Source organism: Proteus sp. G2673, from assembly GCF_009915125.1.
Classification (GTDB): Bacteria; Pseudomonadota; Gammaproteobacteria; order Enterobacterales; family Enterobacteriaceae; genus Proteus; species Proteus penneri.
Genome location: NZ_JAABLT010000018.1, coordinates 81322 through 100448 on the forward strand (window position 1 = coordinate 81322; position 19127 = coordinate 100448).

A 19127-nucleotide genomic window follows, 5' to 3' on the forward strand; every position below is an offset into this window, starting at 1 on the left:
CATGCGTAAAGTTATCGCTGTTGTTGCAGTTATTATTTTAGCGTTGTTGTACTCTTCTGTATTTGTCGTTCAACAGTATGAGCGTGGCATTATTTTACGCTTTGCGAAAGTGGTACGTGATGCTGAAAATAAACCGGTTGTTTATGAGCCAGGTCTTCACTTTAAAATTCCATTTATTGAGAATGTGAAAAAACTGGATGCGCGTATTCAAACTATGAATATCCAGCAAGACCGCTTCTTATCCGGTGAGAATAAAGACTTATTAGTTGACTCTTATCTGAAATGGCGTATCAGTGACTTCAGTACTTACTATCTGGCAACAGGTGGTGGTAATACAACGCAAGCTGAAACTTTGCTGCGTCGCAAATTTAGTGACCGTTTACGTTCAGAAATTGGTCGTATGAGCGTAAACCAAATTATTACAGATTCTCGTGGTCGTTTAACCATTGATGTTCGTAATGCACTGAATGAAGGTACACCTTCTCGTGATACAAGTGCTGCTGATGATGCTATTGCTATTGCAGCGAAGAAGGTAGCTGAAGAAACTAAAGGTCAAGCTCCCGCTATCAATATGAACAGTATGGCGGCATTAGGTATTGAAGTGATTGACGTTCGTATCAAGCAAATCAACTTACCTATGGAAGTTTCTGAGGCGATTTATCAGCGTATGCGTGCAGAACGTGAAGCTGTTGCTCGTCGTCACCGTTCACAAGGTCAAGAGCAAGCTGTGAAAATTCGTGCTGCTGCGGATAAAACCGTAACAGAGACACTTGCTGAGTCTGAGCGTGAATCTTTACGTCTTCGCGGTGAAGGTGATGCCCAAGCAACTAAACTGTTTGCTGATGCATTCAGCCAAGATCCAGACTTCTATGCCTTTATTCGTAGCTTACGTGCTTATGAGAAAAGCTTTAACCAAGATGGCAATGACGTCATGGTATTAAGCCCAGATAGCGATTTCTTACGCTATATGAAAGCACCAACAAAAGCGCGAGCGATTGAAGAGTAATTTCCAAACGTATTAAACCGTTTGAGTAAATTATAAAATCCTCCATCTTTAAAAAGTGGGGGATTTTTTTTGGATATTAATAAGTTAATGCTAATAATCAAGCTAAGAAATAAATAATTGTGCATAAAAAGATGAAAATTTATGCTTAATGGTTTCCAAAATGGTTTTAGCTGGGATAGTATAAAGTGAAAATTGCATTTCAAGATAAACCTTCGGCAATTCCGAAGCGTCTTCTTCGCCATTTTCACTTTTATGTCACTCTGCTTCCTATTTTTGCGATCAAAACTGTTGATGAAAGTCACAATATGTTTGTGGTGCGGATTTTTCGGGCAAAAATATTGACAATGGCAAGATAATCTATTGCTTAAAAGCGGGGATGACATAATTAGATAAAATCTACTGTAACTCTTGATTTGAGATGGTAGAATCCTTTTTTAAGCAACCGAGTGTATTTTGAAATGAGTAATAACGTTGTCGTATTGGGCACCCAGTGGGGTGACGAAGGCAAAGGCAAGATAGTCGATTTGCTGACAGAACGCGCTAAGTATGTTGTTCGCTACCAAGGTGGCCATAACGCAGGCCACACTCTAGTCATCGACGGTGAAAAAACCGTTCTTCATTTGATCCCATCAGGCATTCTCCGTGAAAATGTTGTTAGCATCATAGCAAACGGTGTCGTGTTATCACCGGAAGCGCTGATGAAGGAAATGACCCAACTTGAAGATCGTGGCATTCCTGTTCGCTCTCGTTTACTTCTGTCTGAAGCTTGCCCATTAATCCTTCCTTATCATATCGCATTAGATAATGCGCGTGAGAAAGCGCGTGGTGAGAAAGCTATCGGTACAACAGGCCGTGGTATCGGTCCGGCTTACGAAGATAAAGTTGCTCGTCGCGGTTTACGTGTTGGCGATCTGTTTGATAAAAAAGCGTTTGCACAAAAACTCAAAGAAATCATCGAATACCATAACTTCCAACTGGTTAACTACTACAAAGTTGAACCTGTTGATTACCAAAAAACCTTAGACGATATCATGGCAATCGCTGATATTCTGACAGGTATGGTTGTTGATGTTTCTGACTTACTGTACAAAGCAACACAAAACGGTGAGTTAGTGATGTTTGAAGGTGCACAAGGTACTTTATTAGACATCGACCACGGTACTTATCCGTATGTAACCTCTTCAAACACAACCGCAGGTGGTGTAGCAACAGGTTCAGGTTTAGGCCCTCGTTATGTTGGTTACGTATTAGGGATCATCAAAGCTTACTCTACTCGTGTAGGTGCAGGTCCATTCCCAACTGAATTGTTTGATGAAGTGGGTGACTTCTTACGTGAGAAAGGCCAAGAGTTTGGTGCAACCACGGGTCGTAGCCGTCGTACTGGTTGGTTAGATATCGTCGCTATTCGTCGCGCTGTTCAAATCAACTCACTGTCTGGTTTTTGCATGACGAAACTGGATGTGTTAGATGGTTTGAAAGAAGTGAAACTGTGTGTGGGTTATCGCTTACCAAACGGTGAAGTCATTGATACAACACCTTTAGCTGCTGATGAATGGGAAGGTATCGAGCCTATCTATGAATCAATGCCAGGTTGGAATGAAAGTACTTTTGGTGTGAAAGATCACGCTCAACTGCCACAAGCGGCGCTGAACTACATCAAACGTGTAGAAGAGTTAACAGGTGTTCCTGTTGATATCGTTTCTACTGGTCCAGACCGTTCAGAAACCATCATTCTCCGTCATCCATTTGATGCATAATCTGCATTAAATTCGTTTGATGTGAAAATCGTCCCTGAAAATGACAGGGGCGATTTTTTCGTATCTGTTTGTTGGTTAAATTGAGATAAAAATACGCGTTACACATATAAGATAAGACAGCTTTACACTCGGTTTTGCTTCTGTTTTATCCGTAATGCGTAAAAACAATAAGACAATGTTATTGTTGTAATGCAAGAAATAGAAAAGCGATCTGTTGAAAATCGACAGTATCGCTTTTTCTTTGCCTATGATGTCGCTATTATTTTGTTAGTAGTCAAGTGAGAGATGGAAATAACTCACTTTTGAGCATATCTTTGCTAAATGTCCAAAAATTAAACATAATATTGCTTAATAAAATGATATTCTCATTACTAATTACTTATCCCTTAACGACTTTAATAGGGAAAACCACTTTTCAGAGGTCATTGTGCAATTAACCAGTTTTACAGATTATGGATTGCGGGCATTGATATATATGGCTTCATTGCCAGAAGGCAAAATGACGAGTATCACGGAAGTGACACAAGTCTATGGTGTCTCGCGTAACCATATGGTGAAAATTATTAATCAACTTAGCCACTTAGGTTTTGTTGAGGCTATTCGTGGTAAAAATGGTGGGATCCGTTTAGGTAAGCCTGCAACAGACATCATTGTGGGTGAGGTTGTTCGTGCTTTAGAGCCACTTTCATTAGTAAACTGTAGTGCTGAGTTTTGCCACATTACCCCTGCGTGTCGACTAAAACTGGTCTTGAATCAGGCAATTGAGCAGTTTTTGAAAGAGTTAGACCGTCACACACTCGCTGAGCTAGTTGAAAATAATAGCTCCTTATATAAATTGTTATTAGAAGATGTTTGAGTCTACTATTTCATCAAATCTGATAGCTTGGAGGTCATAATGTCAAAAGATCCTTTTCAGGATAGAGAAGCAGAAAAATACGCCTCTCCAATTGCTAGTCGCGAATATATTTTAGAAGAAATGAAAAAACGCACGGCACCCATGAGCCGTGAAGATTTAGCACAGGCGTTAAAAATTTCAGGTGAAGAAGACTTAGAAGCATTACGTCGTCGTTTAAGAGCGATGGAGCGTGATGGTCAATTAGTTTTTACCCGTCGCCAGTGCTACGCGTTACCTGAACGCCTTGATTTATGGAAAGGAAAGGTAATTGGTCACCGTGATGGTTATGGTTTTTTACGTGCAGAAGGTCAAAAAGATGATCTTTACCTTTCACAAGATGAAATGAAAAAAACCATGCATGGCGATGTTATCCTTGCTCAACCTTTAGGTATGGATAGAAAAGGGCGCCGTGAAGGTCGTGTTGTTCGCGTGATTGAACCACGAAATAATCAAATTGTAGGTCGCTATTTTATTGAGTCAGGTATGGGATTTGTTGTACCTGATGATAGCCGTTTAAGCTTTGATATTCTTATTCCTAAAGAAGATATCATGGGTGCACGTATGGGTAATGTGGTGGTGGTTGAAGTCACTACAAGACCAACGCGACGAACTCAAGCCGTAGGTCGTATTGTCGAAATTTTAGGTGAGACGATGGGAACGGGTATTGCCGTCGAGATCGCATTACGTACCCATGAAATTCCTTACACTTGGCCTGCAAAAGTCACAAAAGAAGTCGCTGATTTAAAAGAGGAAGTGCCTGAATCTGCCAAAGAAGGCCGTGTTGATTTACGTGGTTTGCCTTTAATCACAATTGATGGTGAAGATGCACGAGATTTCGATGACGCTGTTTATTGTCAACGTAAAAAGGGTGGCGGCTGGCGTTTATGGGTTGCAATTGCTGATGTTAGCTACTATGTGCGTCCACAGACGGCATTAGATGCAGAAGCGCGTAGTCGAGGAAACTCTGTTTATTTCCCTTCTCAAGTCGTACCGATGTTGCCAGAAGTTCTGTCTAATGGATTATGTTCATTAAACCCACAAGTTGACCGTTTGTGTATGGTCTGCGAGATGACGGTTTCTGAGCAAGGGCGCCTTTCTTCTTATAGATTTTATGAAGCAGTGATGAGTTCTCATGCTCGAATGACCTACACCAAAGTGTGGAAAATTATTCAAGGTGATGAAGAACTACGTGCGCACTATAAGCCTATCGTTAAAGATATTGAACATCTATATGAGTTATACCAAGCGCTTGATAAAGCGCGTGAGCAACGTGGTGCGATAGGGTTTGAATCTGAAGAAGCGAAATTTATCTTCAATGCAGAGCGTCGTATTGAACGTATCGAGCCTGTTGTTCGTAACGATGCACACAAATTAATTGAAGAGTGCATGATCTTAGCGAATATTGCTGCAGCTCGTTTTGTTGAGAAGAATGAAGAACCTGCACTTTATCGTATTCATGATAAACCGAAAGAAGAAAGCGTACTGAATTTACGTTCAGTCTTTAATGAATTAGGTTTAACGTTGCCAGGGGGCTTAACGCCAGAGCCAGCAGATTATGCGCGAGTCATGAAAGAGGTTGAAGACAGACCTGATCGTGAAATGCTACAAACCATGATTTTGCGCTCAATGAAGCAGGCGATTTACGATCCTGAAAACCGTGGGCACTTTGGTTTAGCATTAAAATCTTATGCGCACTTTACCTCACCAATTCGTCGTTATCCTGACCTAGCTTTGCACCGTGCAATTAAATATCAAATTGCCAAACAAGAAGGCCATGGCTCACAGCGTTGGACCCCAACAGGTGGCTACCATAGTGATATGGACACCATGTTGCAATTAGGCGAGCACTGTTCTTTAACTGAACGCCGTGCTGATGAAGCAACAAGAGATGTGGCTGATTGGCTGAAATGTGACTTTATGCTGGATCAAATTGGTCAACAATTTACCGGTATAATCACCAGCGTAACGGGCTTTGGTTTCTTTGTTCGTTTAAATGATCTGTTTATTGATGGTTTGGTACATGTTTCTACATTAAATAATGATTACTATCAATATGATAATGTGGGGCAGCGTTTAATTGGTGAGTCCTCAGGACAAGTCTATCGCCTTGGTGATGAAGTTGAAGTTAAAGTTGAAGCAGTCAGTATGGATGAACGTACTATCGATTTCTCCTTAATTTCAACAACACGTACCGCGCGTAACCCGGGTAAAACAGCACGCGTTCGCGGGTTAAAGGGTGAAAAAGACAAGAGAAACGCAAGTTCTAGTAAGTCTCGACGTCGTGATGCAAGTAAAGATAAAAACTTTGAGCCAGATAGCGCCTTTAAAAAAGGAAAATCAGCTAAAAGTAATGCAAACAAAGACAGCGCTGTAAAAGACCAAGTTGCTAAAGATAAAGCAAGCAGTAAACGCAAGAAAGCATCATCACAAACCAAAAAGATAGAAGCAAAGCTTAAAGCTAAGCGCGCTGCCAAACGCGATAAAGCATAAGATTTGTTCTTCTAGTTCTTTTTTAAAAGGCGGAGACTCCGCCTTTTATCTGTTTTGTGCCTTTTATTTTTTAATGAGTAAGTACCGCTATGAGCGAAGAAATTATTTATGGTATTCACGCAGTAAAAGCATTGCTTGAGCGTGATCCTGCACGTTTTAAAGAAGTTTATGTATTAAAAGGGCGTGAAGACCGCCGTTTAACTCCCGTTATTCATGAATTAGAAGCCCAGGGGATTTTAGTTCAAGTGGCTAATCGTCAGTGGTTAGATAGCCAAACAGAGGGTGCTGTTCACCAAGGTATTATTGCAAAAGTGAAACCAGGTCGTCAGTATCAAGAACAAGATTTACCTGACTTATTAGCTAAAGTCGGTACACCTTTCTTATTAGTGCTAGACGGTGTTACTGATCCCCATAATTTAGGGGCTTGTTTGCGTAGCGCAGATGCTGCGGGTGTACACGCTGTTATCGTACCTAAAGATCGTTCTGCACAATTAAATGCAACAGCGAAAAAAGTGGCTTGTGGTGCAGCAGAAAGCGTTCCTTTAATTAAAGTGACTAACCTTGCTCGTACATTACGTTTCCTGCAAGAAGAGAATGTTTGGATTGTCGGCACAGCAGGCGAAGCAGATCATACTTTATATCAAAGCAAACTTACTGGCCCAATGGCATTAGTGATGGGTGCTGAAGGTGAAGGTATGCGTCGTTTAACACGTGAGCATTGTGATGAACTGATCAGTATTCCAATGGCGGGTACGGTGTCTTCGCTCAACGTTTCTGTCGCAACTGGTGTTTGTTTATTTGAAGCGATGCGCCAGCGTATTATTGTGAAATAATCGTTTAGTTTATTTTATTCTCTATACTCCCTTGAGTTTTATTGACCGCGGGGGTATAGTTACGCGTCAATTTTTTCAGTCACAACTAAACAAGTTCCTTGCCTCCATGGGTGGTGACTGACCCTGACAGGAGGCTGATAAATCCGTAAGGAGCAATATCAAATGCGTCATTACGAAATCGTTTTTATGGTTCATCCTGACCAGAGCGAACAAGTTCCGGGCATGATCGAGCGTTATAAAACCGCTATCACTAATGCAAATGGTCAGATCCACCGTCTAGAAGACTGGGGTCGTCGTCAATTAGCTTATCCAATCAACAAACTGCACAAAGCACACTACGTTCTGATGAACGTTGAAGCTCCGCAGGAAGTGATTGATGAACTGGAAACTACTTTCCGTTTCAACGATGCCGTTCTCCGCAACATGATTATGCGTACTAAACACGCAGTAACTGAAGCTTCTCCAATGGTTAAAGCAAAAGACGAACGCCGTCGTGATATCGCTGATGACCTAGATGGTGAAGAAGAAGTTGATGATGTAGCAGAGGATTCTGAAGAGTAATTAGTGCTGTGACGGCTAATAATCATTTGGTGCTAACTGGCACAGTGTGCAAAGCATTAATACGAAAAGTTAGCCCCGCTGGGATCCCGCACTGTCAATTTGTTATTGAACATCGTTCAATACAAGAAGAGGCGGGATTAAAAAGACAATCATGGTGCCGAATGCCCATTATTGCTAGCGGGAAAGCGTTACAAGCAGTTACTCACAGTATAACGGTCGGCAGCCAAATCACCGTTTCAGGATTCATTAGTAGCCATCAGGCGCGAAATGGATTATTTAAATTGGTGCTTCATGCCGAGCAGATTGAATTGATAGATTCTGGAGACTAGCCATATGGCACGTTATTTCCGTCGTCGTAAGTTCTGCCGTTTCACAGCAGAAGGCGTACAAGAGATCGATTATAAAGATATCGCTACGCTGAAAAACTATATCACTGAAAGTGGTAAAATTGTACCAAGTCGTATCACCGGTACTCGTGCAAAATACCAGCGTCAGCTGGCTCGTGCTATCAAGCGCGCACGCTACCTGTCTTTATTACCTTATACTGATCGTCATCAGTAATAGGTATATAGTCCATTAATGACTTGTAGAGGATAAGGTAATGCAAATTATTCTGCTTGATAAAGTAGCGAATCTAGGTAGCCTGGGTGATCAGGTTAACGTAAAATCGGGCTATGCTCGTAACTATTTAATCCCACAGGGTAAAGCTGTTTCTGCGACTAAGAAAAACATCGAGTTTTTCGAAGCGCGTCGTGCTGAGTTAGAAGCTAAATTAGCTGAAACTTTAGCAGCAGCTGAAGCTCGTGCAGCGAAGATCAATGCACTGGGTTCTGTCACTATCAGCTCTAAAGCGGGTGACGAAGGTAAACTGTTTGGTTCAATCGGTACTCGTGACATCGCTGATGCAGTAACTGCAGCTGGCGTTGAAATGTGTAAGAGCGAAGTTCGCCTGCCAAATGGCGTTCTGCGTACTACTGGTGACCACGAAGTTCACTTCCAAGTTCACAGTGACGTATTCGCTGAACTGAATGTTATCATCGTTGCTGAATAATCTCTGATTAAACAGTTAATGTTGATAAAGAAAAACGCCAGCTTAGCTGGCGTTTTTTTTGGGGAGAATAAATGCTCTTCTACTATGGTGTACGGTAATAACTTCCATCACTTAAACGAGTGTAAGTGATAACAGTACCGGCGCTATTTGTCACTTCTAGCATGCTAACATCACCTTGCGGATTGCGCTGTAAACGAATAGTTTGCCCTGAGCGCAATTGGCTTAATGATTTTTGTTGGTCTTCTGATTTCGCCATAGAAAATGCATCATTGACAGGAAGTTGATTGTCTCTAAAAAGTTGCGCTAAGGTTTGTCCTTCTTTGATAGTGTAGGTTTGCCATGTTTTTTGCGCTGGTGTTGATTGAGTGTCTTGTGGTGGCGTCGTTTGAGCAACCGTTCCCTCGGGATCATTTTCCGTTGGGTTATCTATTGATGGAGAAACCTCTGGATCGGCATTTAAGCTATCTTGTGCTTGAGGGATCGGTGCTTGATACACCGGATCATTGGTAGGCGCTATTGGTACAGGAAGATCATGCGTCGATGATGACGGTTGAGGCGGCTCACCATTATTCTCACTTGTTGGCCAAAAAAACACGACCAATAAAGCAATAGCAATAACGAGTATTGCTCGACGATGTAAGCCAGGGAATTTGCCCATATTCACCTCATTATTGATCTGTGAATCAGTATTATGAATTTCTGTAACATCTTTTTTATTCCTTGTAGCCATACTAGCACGAACCATGATCCTAACCTGCTCCCTGAATTCTTTTCAGAATTATCTATTCGCTCTAACCATTAATATTCTTCATTTCCTTGATGGTTAACTAAAAATAGCTTCATACGTTGATAAGCATTTTTATCGGTTTCTATGGTTAAGGCTTGTGTTAATTCACCATAAAGATCATGAGGTAATAATGTGTCAGACCATGTTGAAAGAACATTCAGTGCCATATTTCTATCACGCAATATTGGGCTATGTAACTGCCGTTTGATGAGTGACCAGCCGATACCGGGAAAACCACCAAGATCTTGCATAATATATTCAACGGCATGATGAGACTGATATTCAGAGTAGATAGTTATTAATGGATCATCTGTGCTATCTAATGCTGTTAATGCAATTTGTTGTTCTGCAAGTTTGACTACTCTTTCTATTTTATGAGAAGCATCTGTTTGCATTAACTGATGCCACCAATCAGCATTGGGATTATCTTTTTGCGGTGAAAAAAGCAATTCCCAAATATCAAGACGAAGAGATTTTGCTACCAAACTTGCTTGGTAATTTTTTGAGCGGGAGGGATGTTGTAATGCTTCAATAATGAGTGTTGACCACTCTGGTTTTTGAATAATATTTTGTGAAACAGACATAATTTGCTGTTGGACGTGGTCATCCCATCCTAATGTTTCGAGTAATAACCAATCTTCACCACTATTCTGTACAAAATCAGCGATTTCACAAACACAATGAAGCAATTTTAGCTCTTTCGGTGGCAGTGCATCGACTTGTGAAATAAACGCTTTGCAAACGTGGACACCCTCAATGTAATCATAAATATCTTTTGCTGGGCCACCATTAATTAATGCACGCAATAAATCACTACAACCTAGTAGCAGTGTGTTATCCAAAGGATGCGTATGAAGCATCTCTAATAGTTTGCCTTTCGTTACACAGTCATAGGCGACATATTCTGTCATTACATTATTTTTATAGCCTTCAGTGAGTAACCAATAACGGTTATTTACCGAAAGTGCTGTTGGCAGATATTCAATAAATTGAATACGTCCCCAGCCTTTGGTTCGCTGACCAAGGGAATATAAAAAAGGCTCAAACTCTTCGCAAGAAAGACGCTGTTTTAGTGAGCGGATAGCATAAAGTGTAAATTCAGGATGAAGAGCAAACAATAAAAGCAAATGTTGAGAAGTATTATCATGAAATGATCTTAACAATCCTAAAGCGATTTTAACGGGATTTTTATCAGGGCTCAGTTTTAAGATCCATAAGATCAACTGAAAATAGATCTCATTTTTAACCAGTACTTCATCTTGTTCTATTTGGTCGATCAATTGGGATAGATAAGTTATCGGGGCGAGTTTATCCTGACAGGCTATTGCATAAAAAGAAGTGATATGATCTTTATCGGGTAAAAGCACAACATGTTTGATTGCGTTATAGAGTGAGAGGACAAATTCCTCACATGATTGTTGTGAAGGTTGCTGTTCGATCGCGCGACCTATCCGTTGATGCAGAATAATGCCTTCGCGAGCACCTGCTGACCAACTGAAAGGAATAGATTCATTATTTGATTTTTCTTTTAAGTGACTTTCTGACAATAGATTTAATTCATCAGGTAAAGGCACATCGCCTATTTCATAAGGAGTTAATAGTGAAAAAAGCGAAGGGGTAGAAGTAGGAAAAACATTAGGAAAGTCTATATGACGATCAATAGACAGAAGTGACTTACTGAAAAGCTTATCGCGCCAATGAGTCATAATAAATCCTATTTGTTTTTCCATCTTAGTATAACTTTAGCGGAAAATAGGAAAACTGGATAAAAAAAGCCAAAAAATCCATTTATATCACTTAAAAAATCCCTCTCAAAAGCATACTTTCTTTCTTGAAATAGAAAAACAAATCAAAAAAAACTGGTCAATAAAATAAAAAAGCGCTACATTAGCACAATTCTAATTTGTTACAATATAACATAACAAACAAATGGGGTTTATTATGAAACTAGGTATTCACCCTCAATATCGAACAGTGATTTTTCATGACACTAGTGCAGATGCTTATTTTAAAGTGGGTTCAACCATCCAAACGGAAAAAACAATAGAGTATGAAGGGCAAATATACCCTTATGTGACATTAGATGTTTCCTCTCAATCACACCCATTTTATACCGGTAAACAAAAGACACATTCTCAAGAAGGTAATGTGGCACGTTTTAATAAACGTTTTGGTCAATTTATTAAGTAAGGAAGAGATAATGCAGGTATTAAGCTCATTAAAAAGTGCTAAACAACGTCATCCAGATTGTAAGGTTGTGCGTCGCCGTGGTCGTCTTTATGTGATTTGTAAGTCAAATCCACGTTTTAAAGCAGTTCAGGGGTAACATCATGCAAAGACCGATACTTTCTTGTGTTTTGATTATGGGACTATTGAGTAGTGCGATGTCTGTTTTGGCTCATGGGCATCATCATGAAAAAGTACAAACACAATCACAACGAGATGCTGCTAATGGTATTTTTGAGGATAAGGATGTGCTTGATCGCCAACTCAGTGATTGGGAAGGTGTATGGCAATCTGTAGAGCCTTATCTTCTCAGTGGCGAATTAGATGAGGTTTTACAGAAAAAAGCAGAAACCAAAAAGGATAAAACGGTTGAGGAGTACCGCGCTTACTATACACAAGGCTATAAAACGGATGTGGATATGATTGGTATTGAAAACAATATTATTGAGTTCCATCGTGGTGAGAACGTAGATAGCTGTGAATATCACTATGATGGTTATCGTATTCTACATTATGAGTCTGGTAAAAAAGGAGTACGTTATCTTTTTCGCTGTGATGATGCCAAAAGCCAAGCGCCCAAATTTATTCAATTTAGCGACCACATTATTGCACCAGAGAAAGCGGGGCACTTCCATTTATATATGGGCAATACATCGCAAGATGAATTACTTAAAGAGCTAAGTAACTGGCCAACATATTACCCTTATTCAATGAAAGCAGATGATATTGTTCACGAAATGCTTTATCACTGATAACTTATTGATAAGAATATTGGGCTGACATCTTATACCCTTGGTTATTATCGAGGGTATTTTTCTTTAAAAATAATGATAAAAAAGGAAAAAGCAGTAGCATCCATGCTGACTTACTTTTATAAATAGCGTTAAAGATTATAACCCTTGGCAGAGGTACTTCATTTCCATATAGTCTTCAATCCCGTGCTCAGAGCCTTCACGACCTAAACCTGATTGTTTGATACCACCAAATGGTGCAACTTCATTAGAAATTAACCCCGTGTTAATCCCCACCATGCCATATTCTAAATTTTCAGCAACGCGCCAAATACGCTGTGGATTTTCACTATAAAAATAAGCAGCTAAGCCATAAATGGTGTTATTGGCTAAATGTACCACTTCATCTTCATGTTCAAAAATCACTAAAGGTGCGACAGGGCCAAATATTTCTTCTTCAAGAATATGGCTATCAGTAGGTACATTACCAACAACAGTAGGCTGGAAAAAGTTTTCACCTGCGTTATCACTTTCTCCACCACAAAGCAGTGTTGCACCGCGTTTTAGTGTGTCAGCAAGTAATGATTGTGATTTCTCAACGGCTTTGCGGTTAATCAGAGGTCCAATAGAGACACCTTCTTCAAAACCATTTCCCACTTTAAGTTTTTTAACCGCATCAACAAAGCGCTCGCTAAATTGTTGATAAACATCTTTATGAATATAAAAACGGTTAGCGCAAACACAAGTTTGTCCTGCATTACGGAATTTTGCCCCCATAGCACCTTCAACCGCTTTATCAATATCAGCATCGTTAAACACGATAAAGGGTGCATTACCACCTAACTCTAAAGAGACTTTTTTTACGCTATCCGAGCACTGGCGCATTAATAAACGTCCAACCCCCGTAGAGCCTGTAAAACTTAATTTGCGAACACGGTTATCAGAGGTAAAGACTTCGCCAATTTTAATCGCATCACCTGTGACAATATTAATAACACCGGCGGGGATACCCGCTTGAGCCGCTAATTCAGCTAAAGCTAGTGCAGTATAAGGTGTTTCATTGGCAGGTTTAATCACCATTGTACAACCCGCAGCTAATGCAGGCGCGGCTTTACGGGTGATCATCGCCGCCGGAAAATTCCAAGGCGTGATGGCGGCACAAACGCCGATACCTTGTTTGATCACCATCAAACGTTTATCCGCAGAAGGTGAAGGAATGATTTCACCGTTGGTTCTTTTACCTTGTTCAGCAAACCACTCAATAAAAGAAGCCGCATAAGTAATTTCACCTTCAGCTTCAGCAACGGGTTTGCCTTGCTCGAATGTCATTAATTCAGCAAGTTTTCTTTTGTTTTCAATAATTAATTTAAACCAATTTTGCAACAATGCTCCGCGCTGATGTGCTGTCAGTGCACGCCATTTTGGTAAGGCTTTTTGTGCAGCATCAACAGCCATTATTGCTTCTTGTGTTGCCATATTGGGTACGGTACCCAGTAAAGTACCCGTGGCAGGATCGATAACATCAACAGTTTCGTTGTTTTTAGCATTACACCACAGACCATCAATATAGCCTTGTTCGCGGAAATAGGGATTTGCAGTTATTTTCACTTAATACCTCTCTGAACATCTCTGTATATTGATATTTAGCTCTGGATTAACAGAGCTAGGCAGTTTTATGCCTACGTATAAGTATATGCCTGTGTTGCGATGTTGTGAAAATAAGTATGACAAATCACACTAAAAAAGTACTAAAGACAGGATAAATAGAGTCAATTATTTAGGTTTTTAACGAATAATCCCCATTACTTAAGGCTGAAGGTTTACGCTGTACCTTACCACTGTTATTCTTGGATCTAACTTTCATAAAAAACAGGTATTTTTCATGTCAAAACCATCATTTGATTCTATCGAATCACAGGCAAGTTACGGTATTGGTCTGCAAGTCGGTCAACAACTGACTGAATCAGGTCTTCAAGGATTAGAGCCCGCAGCACTGTTAGCTGGCTTGACCGATGCATTAGAAGGTAATGCACCTTCTGTACCTGTTGAAACATTACACAATGCCTTACGTACTATGCACGAGCGTGCGGAAGCTGTGCGTCAAGAACGCCAAGCAGAGCTGGCTGATGCTGGTAAAGTCTTCTTAGAAGAAAATGTGAAAAATGAAGGTGTTCAAGTTACAGAATCGGGCTTACAGTACAAAGTGCTGACAGCCGGTGAAGGTGCAATCCCTGCGCGTACTGATCATGTTCGTGTTCATTACACGGGTCGTTTAATTGATGGTACTGTGTTTGATAGCTCAGTTCAACGTGGGCAACCAGCTGAATTCCCAGTAAATGGTGTTATCGCTGGCTGGATTGAAGCATTAACATTAATGCCAGTTGGTTCAAAATGGGAATTATATATTCCTTACCAATTAGCTTATGGCGAACGTGGAGCTGGGGCGGCTATTCCTCCATTCGCAACATTAGTATTTGAAGTAGAATTATTAGAAATTTTATAATTTCTTATTCTGCTGTAAATCAGAGTAAAAAAATAGCCGGTTTTGCCGGCTATTTTTGTCTCTGGACTAAAATGAATAGACAGTAGGATAATTGATTTTTATAAGAGATGTTATCTACTTATAGAAATAAGCGAGGTGCATTATGTTAGAACAAGTCAGCAAATTAGCCCGCCAAGCAGGTATGGCGATAATGCAAATTTACCAGCAATCAGAGCCTATCCAAGTACAGGAAAAAAGTGATAATTCACCTGTTACAGAAGCAGATTTAGCCGCTCACCAAATTATCAAACAAGGACTTGCTTCTATTGCTCCTGATATACCTCAATTATCTGAAGAAGATCCACCTGAATGGGAAGTTCGCCGTCATTGGGATCGCTATTGGCTAATTGATCCATTAGATGGCACTAAAGAATTTATCAGTAAAAATGGTGAATTTACGGTAAATATCGCTTTAATCGAAAAGGGTATTCCGGTTTTAGGGGTCGTCTATGCACCAGTGCAAAATGTGTTATATGCGGCTGCCAATAAAAAAGCGTGGAAAGAGGAGTGTGGTCAGCGATTACCCATTCATGCAAGTCGTGCTGAGCCACCCGTGATCGTGATTAGTCGTTCTCATCAAGATGATGAATTAAAAGAATATTTATCACAGCTAGGTGAACATCAAACGGTCGCCGTTGGTTCATCTTTGAAGTTTTGTTTAGTCGCTGAAGGTAAAGCACAGCTTTATCCTCGCTTTGGACCTACGCATACATGGGATACTGCAGCAGGCCATGCTATTGCGATTGCAGCTGGCGCCCATGTTACGGATTGGAAAGGGGTAACGTTAGATTACTCGCCAAAAGAGTCGCTAATAAATCCGGGATTTCGAGTCTCTATCTTTTAGTACCGCTTTATGAAATTGGAGCCCTTTGTTTTAGAAGGGCTCTGATTCAGAAATTATTCTTTAATTAAGTCGTTGATGAGGTTGATAGCAGACGTAATTTCCGCGCCGCTTAATACGCCTTCTTTGACGAAACGGACTTTGCCTTGTTTATCTAAAACAATAATCGCTGAACTCTCTTTTTCTAATCCCCAGCCTTTTAATGCTGCGCCATCGGCATCAACAATAAATTGTGACCAAGGAAATTCTTTTTTACTGTCTTCAACGCTGCCACGAACGAATGGGCCTGTGCCAAATACAGCATCGTCAGTATTAATAATCGTTGTAGTTTGATAACTGGCATGTGGGAATTTAGCTAGTTTTACCGCTTCAATAAACGGCGCATTCATCTCTTTCGCTTTGCTACGTCCTGCTATATGTTGAACAGTACGCACTTTTCCACTGAGCAGACCACTATTCCAATTTTGGTAGCTAAACTTATCTTTGGTTGTGTCATAAAGTAGCTCACCTTTATCATTGATTGTAACAGCGGGAAGGATTGTATTTTCGGTGATGTTATGTGCGAATGCCCATGTGGATGTACTAAGTAAAAGAGCAGCTAAGGTTATTTTGTGCATAGCCATTGTCCTATTATTGAAATCGACGTTAGATTCTATCTAAGCATAGAAGCTAGTGAAGAATAATACCTCATCACTGATACATTTATTTAACATTGAGTGGGTAAAATAATGCGCATGCTATCTTTATTTATATTCTTTACTGTCAATAAATGTAAAAATAGATAAGAAAACTAAATAAGTGGAACCTAGTACTTATAATTAGGTCTTTAAATTTGATATATAAAGATAAGTCTTTATGACTTATTAAACTCAACAACGAGCATGGGAGACAACTGAAAGATGAAAATCTTCAATCGCTATAACCCTGAAAAAATTGCTCTCTACGTTAAGACGTTATTTCGTGGACGGTTTTATATCAAAGGAATGGGTGCATTTGAATTCGATTACGGTAAAATTTTATTACCAAAAATAAGAGATAAGCTACATTTTAATGTCATGAGTGAAGTGAACCAGCAGGTCGTTTTACTGAAAGCAGAAATGGGCTAACTTTTATCTGATAGATAACTGAGTCTTTTGTTCTAATAATTTAGATAAGACTCAGTTATTAATTACAAAGAGTTACTAATCAATTAGCTACTTTATCATTCTCATTTTTTTGAGTATCTACTTCTGTTGTAGTCGTCTGTGTAACAGGAACATGTTCTTGTAAAACAGGTTTAACAGGAGGGATATCATCAATTTTTGTTACAAGCAATTGATCTATTTTGTAATTATCAATATCGACAACCTCAAACTTATATCCTGAAAACTTCACATAATCAGTACGTTTAGGAATTTTACGTAAACGATACATCATAAAACCAGCGATTGTTTCGTAGTTACTTGAATCAGGGAAATCGTCGATATCAAGTACACGCATCACATCATCAATTGGCGTACCGCCTTCAACTAACCATGAATGCTCATCACGGCTCACAATTTGTTCTTCTTGTCCGGGTCCAATCAAATCACCCATTAAGGTTGTCATCACGTCATTTAGTGTAATAACGCCCATTACCATGGCGTATTCATTAAGGATAATGGCAAAGTCTTCACCGGATGTTTTAAAGCTTTCCAACATATCTGAAAGCGTTAATGTGTCAGGAATAATCAGCGCTTTACGAATATGAACACCTTCATTGAGATTTAGGCTTTGTCCGTTAATAACGCGATTAAGAAGCTCTTTAGAATCTACATAACCAATAATATGGTCAATATCCCCTTCACAAACTAAAAATTTAGAGTGGGGCTGAGTAGCAATTTTTTCTTTGATATCATTTTCAGTCTCTTCACGATCAAAATAGACTACATCTTCTCGTGGTGTCATTGCGGATGGTACAGTACGAGATTCTAATTCAAAGACATTTTCAATCAACTCATGCTCTTGTTTACGTAAAACCCCAGCAACAGCACCGGCTTCTACAATGGCAAAAATATCATCAGAAGTGATGTCTTCATTTCTGACCATTGGGATTTTAAATAACTTGAAGATGAGATCTGCCATACCATTAAATAACCACACCAAAGGGCGGAAGAAAGCAAGGCAGAAACGCATTGGATTCACAATTCTTAATGCGATAGCTTCAGGCTTAATCATACCAATACGTTTTGGGGTTAAGTCAGCCAGCAAAATAAACATTGATGTGACAATAATAAAAGAACAGATAGATCCAAGCTGTTGGGCGAGAGGCTCTTCAAAAAATTGTAGGTAGAAACTTTTTAGTGAAGGGGAGAATGCAGACTCACCAACGATACCCGCTAAAATGGCAACAGCATTTAATCCTATTTGAACGACAGTAAAAAACATGCCTGGCATTTCTTGCATTTTTAAGACGCGGGCAGCGTTAATATTGCCTTCATCAACAAGTTGTTTGAGTTTAATTCGACGAGAAGCAGCAAGAGAGATTTCAGACAGCGAAAAAAAGGCGCTGATAGCACAAAGCAAAAGCACAATGAGTAAACTATTAAGCATATAAGGCTCACATCACCCCGAGTATTTAATCCAAAGGGTAATACTAGAGTGTTAAAAATAGAAGATAAATCAATATATTGTGATGAAATTATTCACAAAGACAGATAAGAGGGCGAAATTATATCATCGCCCTGCTATTTTCTGCTAGTGTTACTTTTCGGGTGGAAAACAGATACCTATCCCGCCTAATCCACAGTAACCTTGTGGTTTTTTGTATAAATATTGCTGGTGGTAATCTTCAGCAAAATAAAAAGGACCCGCCGGTTGTATTTCTGTCGTAATTTCCGTTGTTGCGCCTTGGGCATTCATCGCTTGTTGATAACGTTTTTTGGACTCAATAGCTTGCGCATATTGCTCTGCATTAACTGTGTAAATTGCCGAGCGATATTGGCTACCAATATCATTACCTTGGCGCATACCTTGTGATGGATTATGATTTTCCCAAAAAAGAGCCAGAAGTTGTTGGTAGCTAATTATTGCGGGGTCAAAAACAACTCTCACCACTTCACTATGACCCGTTAAACCTTGGCAAACTTGTTGGTAGGTAGGATTTTCTGTTACACCACCGCTATAACCCGCACTTGTTGAGTAAACGCCCTGTTGTTGCCAAAATAGACGTTCAACCCCCCAAAAACAGCCCATCGCAAAATAAGCAATATCCATATTAGCTGGAATATCATTAATAGAATGCCCATTTACTGCATGATTAGCAGATATTTCTAATGGTGTCGAAGTACCCCTTAAGGCATTCTCTGGTTGGTAAGGTTTATGTTGCAAGGTAGACTCCAATTTGTATATTTGTAAACGCTTTACTATGGTAAAGATTTAATATTGTT

General features: G+C 39.8%; 22 protein-coding genes. 16 read left to right on the forward strand and 6 right to left on the reverse strand.

What is annotated here, in order from left to right; all coding sequences use genetic code 11:
* Position 1: 1 nt before the first annotated feature.
* From hflC to rplI, 10 genes are all read left to right on the forward strand, one after another.
* Positions 2 to 1006, forward strand: coding sequence for a protease modulator HflC (hflC, locus tag GWI59_RS08940; protein WP_006535753.1), 1005 nt, complete (start codon positions 2 to 4; stop codon positions 1004 to 1006).
* A gap of 185 nt (positions 1007 to 1191) precedes the next feature.
* Positions 1192 to 1362 (forward strand): hypothetical protein, encoded by a 171-nt coding sequence (locus GWI59_RS17410; RefSeq protein ID WP_164525857.1) that lies wholly within the window; start codon positions 1192 to 1194, stop codon positions 1360 to 1362.
* Positions 1363 to 1464: 102 nt separating this feature from the next.
* Positions 1465 to 2763 carry an adenylosuccinate synthase gene (locus GWI59_RS08945; protein ID WP_006535751.1) on the forward strand — a complete coding sequence of 433 codons (1299 nt, stop codon included), beginning with the start codon at positions 1465 to 1467 and terminating at the stop codon, positions 2761 to 2763.
* Positions 2764 to 3190: 427 nt separating this feature from the next.
* Complete coding sequence (gene nsrR, locus GWI59_RS08950) at positions 3191 to 3619, forward strand: nitric oxide-sensing transcriptional repressor NsrR (RefSeq protein ID WP_036914714.1); 429 nt, start codon at positions 3191 to 3193, stop codon at positions 3617 to 3619.
* A gap of 39 nt (positions 3620 to 3658) precedes the next feature.
* On the forward strand, positions 3659 to 6148 hold the full coding sequence (gene rnr, locus GWI59_RS08955) for a ribonuclease R (RefSeq protein WP_115065035.1): 2490 nt from the start codon (positions 3659 to 3661) through the stop codon (positions 6146 to 6148).
* Positions 6149 to 6237: 89 nt separating this feature from the next.
* Positions 6238 to 6981 (forward strand): 23S rRNA (guanosine(2251)-2'-O)-methyltransferase RlmB, encoded by a 744-nt coding sequence (rlmB, locus tag GWI59_RS08960; RefSeq protein WP_006535748.1) that lies wholly within the window; start codon positions 6238 to 6240, stop codon positions 6979 to 6981.
* 162 nt (positions 6982 to 7143) lie between these two features.
* Positions 7144 to 7542, forward strand: a complete 399-nt coding sequence (gene rpsF, locus GWI59_RS08965) for a 30S ribosomal protein S6 (protein ID WP_006535747.1) — start codon at positions 7144 to 7146, stop codon at positions 7540 to 7542.
* An 8-nt stretch (positions 7543 to 7550) separates the two neighbouring features.
* Positions 7551 to 7871, forward strand: a complete 321-nt coding sequence (gene priB / locus GWI59_RS08970) for a primosomal replication protein N (protein ID WP_006535746.1) — start codon at positions 7551 to 7553, stop codon at positions 7869 to 7871.
* Positions 7872 to 7875: 4 nt separating this feature from the next.
* Entirely contained in the window at positions 7876 to 8103 is a 228-nt protein-coding gene (gene rpsR / locus GWI59_RS08975; RefSeq protein WP_000135199.1) for a 30S ribosomal protein S18, read from the forward strand.
* Positions 8104 to 8143: 40 nt separating this feature from the next.
* Positions 8144 to 8593, forward strand: a complete 450-nt coding sequence (gene rplI / locus GWI59_RS08980) for a 50S ribosomal protein L9 (protein WP_023583606.1) — start codon at positions 8144 to 8146, stop codon at positions 8591 to 8593.
* 82 nt (positions 8594 to 8675) lie between these two features.
* Here rplI and GWI59_RS08985 read toward each other — a convergent pair whose 3' ends face one another.
* Together GWI59_RS08985 and GWI59_RS08990 are read right to left on the reverse strand one after the other, a co-directional pair.
* On the reverse strand, positions 8676 to 9338 hold the full coding sequence (locus GWI59_RS08985; protein WP_161724502.1) for a LysM-like peptidoglycan-binding domain-containing protein: 663 nt from the start codon (positions 9336 to 9338) through the stop codon (positions 8676 to 8678).
* 53 nt (positions 9339 to 9391) lie between these two features.
* Positions 9392 to 11086 carry a hypothetical protein gene (locus GWI59_RS08990; protein WP_161724504.1) on the reverse strand — a complete coding sequence of 565 codons (1695 nt, stop codon included), beginning with the start codon at positions 11084 to 11086 and terminating at the stop codon, positions 9392 to 9394.
* Between the two features lie 235 nt (positions 11087 to 11321).
* On the opposite strand from GWI59_RS08990, the gene GWI59_RS08995 reads away from it, so the two are divergent.
* Genes GWI59_RS08995 through zinT form a run of 3 tightly spaced genes read left to right on the forward strand, consistent with a single transcriptional unit; the run spans position 11322 to position 12358 of the window.
* Positions 11322 to 11570 carry a type B 50S ribosomal protein L31 gene (locus GWI59_RS08995; protein WP_072064574.1) on the forward strand — a complete coding sequence of 83 codons (249 nt, stop codon included), beginning with the start codon at positions 11322 to 11324 and terminating at the stop codon, positions 11568 to 11570.
* A gap of 10 nt (positions 11571 to 11580) precedes the next feature.
* A complete protein-coding gene (gene ykgO, locus GWI59_RS09000; RefSeq protein ID WP_006535739.1) occupies positions 11581 to 11706 on the forward strand; it encodes a type B 50S ribosomal protein L36 in 126 nt (41 codons plus the stop codon).
* Between the two features lie 4 nt (positions 11707 to 11710).
* The gene (gene zinT / locus GWI59_RS09005; RefSeq protein ID WP_072064573.1) at positions 11711 to 12358 is read left to right on the forward strand and encodes a metal-binding protein ZinT; all 648 of its coding nucleotides are present in this window, start codon (positions 11711 to 11713) and stop codon (positions 12356 to 12358) included.
* A 138-nt stretch (positions 12359 to 12496) separates the two neighbouring features.
* Here the strand turns inward: zinT and GWI59_RS09010 are convergent, their stop codons facing one another.
* Entirely contained in the window at positions 12497 to 13945 is a 1449-nt protein-coding gene (locus tag GWI59_RS09010) for an NAD-dependent succinate-semialdehyde dehydrogenase (RefSeq protein ID WP_161670986.1), read from the reverse strand.
* A 274-nt stretch (positions 13946 to 14219) separates the two neighbouring features.
* Between GWI59_RS09010 and GWI59_RS09015 the strand changes: the two genes are divergently transcribed.
* Together GWI59_RS09015 and cysQ are read left to right on the forward strand one after the other, a co-directional pair.
* On the forward strand, positions 14220 to 14840 hold the full coding sequence (locus tag GWI59_RS09015; RefSeq protein ID WP_006535733.1) for a peptidylprolyl isomerase: 621 nt from the start codon (positions 14220 to 14222) through the stop codon (positions 14838 to 14840).
* 142 nt (positions 14841 to 14982) lie between these two features.
* On the forward strand, positions 14983 to 15723 hold the full coding sequence (gene cysQ, locus GWI59_RS09020; protein WP_006535732.1) for a 3'(2'),5'-bisphosphate nucleotidase CysQ: 741 nt from the start codon (positions 14983 to 14985) through the stop codon (positions 15721 to 15723).
* 53 nt (positions 15724 to 15776) lie between these two features.
* Here cysQ and GWI59_RS09025 read toward each other — a convergent pair whose 3' ends face one another.
* Positions 15777 to 16337, reverse strand: coding sequence for a YtfJ family protein (locus tag GWI59_RS09025; protein ID WP_161669366.1), 561 nt, complete (start codon positions 16335 to 16337; stop codon positions 15777 to 15779).
* Positions 16338 to 16619: 282 nt separating this feature from the next.
* Here GWI59_RS09025 and GWI59_RS09030 point away from each other — a divergent pair, with 282 nt between their 5' ends.
* A complete protein-coding gene (locus GWI59_RS09030) occupies positions 16620 to 16826 on the forward strand; it encodes a DUF1107 domain-containing protein (protein ID WP_006535730.1) in 207 nt (68 codons plus the stop codon).
* Positions 16827 to 16905: 79 nt separating this feature from the next.
* Here the strand turns inward: GWI59_RS09030 and GWI59_RS09035 are convergent, their stop codons facing one another.
* Both GWI59_RS09035 and msrA read right to left on the reverse strand, forming a co-directional pair.
* Complete coding sequence (locus tag GWI59_RS09035) at positions 16906 to 18291, reverse strand: hemolysin family protein (RefSeq protein ID WP_072064569.1); 1386 nt, start codon at positions 18289 to 18291, stop codon at positions 16906 to 16908.
* Positions 18292 to 18441: 150 nt separating this feature from the next.
* Positions 18442 to 19068: a peptide-methionine (S)-S-oxide reductase MsrA gene (gene msrA / locus GWI59_RS09040; RefSeq protein ID WP_202608833.1), complete on the reverse strand. Its 627-nt coding sequence runs from the start codon at positions 19066 to 19068 to the stop codon at positions 18442 to 18444.
* Between the last annotated feature and the right edge of the window lie 59 nt (positions 19069 to 19127).